The organism is Neisseria sp. P0019.S002 (assembly GCF_051957155.1).
Lineage (GTDB): Bacteria > Pseudomonadota > Gammaproteobacteria > Burkholderiales > Neisseriaceae > Neisseria > Neisseria perflava.
The window spans coordinates 1-441 of record NZ_JBQCWS010000155.1 but is presented as its reverse complement, the minus strand read 5'-3'; the positions used below and the strand labels follow the sequence as shown (position 1 = coordinate 441).

1 pseudogene is annotated in these 441 nt (G+C 44.0%); it reads right to left on the bottom strand.

Annotated elements, in window-relative coordinates:
* Nucleotides 1–441 (bottom strand): annotated as a pseudogene (locus tag ACTHTY_RS12055) (CDP-glycerol glycerophosphotransferase family protein); the annotation flags it as partial.

Here is a 441-nt window from a genome sequence, read left to right as displayed (position 1 = left end):
TCGGGTAGGTCCGTACCTATCCGGGCAAACAGTTTTTCATACGGCCTTTTTGCTTGGTGAAATGAGGCTGCAAGCAATGAGATAAGGAAATCATTTTGCGTTCCTATATGCTCGTTTTCAGCAAAGAATTCCGCCCCTTTAACAGCATTATCGATATATAAGTCCATTTTCGCATGCCAGTAACCTGCGGTATCGGGATAATCAGGTAACAGGTTTTGCAAAGTATCAAACTGTTTGCTCTCAAAGAAAGCGTTCAGATAACGATGGCGATAATCAGCTGTTTCTTCCGCATTCAGACGGCCTGTATCAAGCGGAGTTTGGATACGGGTTGCTGCCAAGTCCCAGACTTGATGATTCTCTGCTTGCTCAATCATATTGATTAAAATCGGCAGATTGTCAGCGGTTTCGGCATGGTCAAGAGCAGTAATAGCTTGATACACA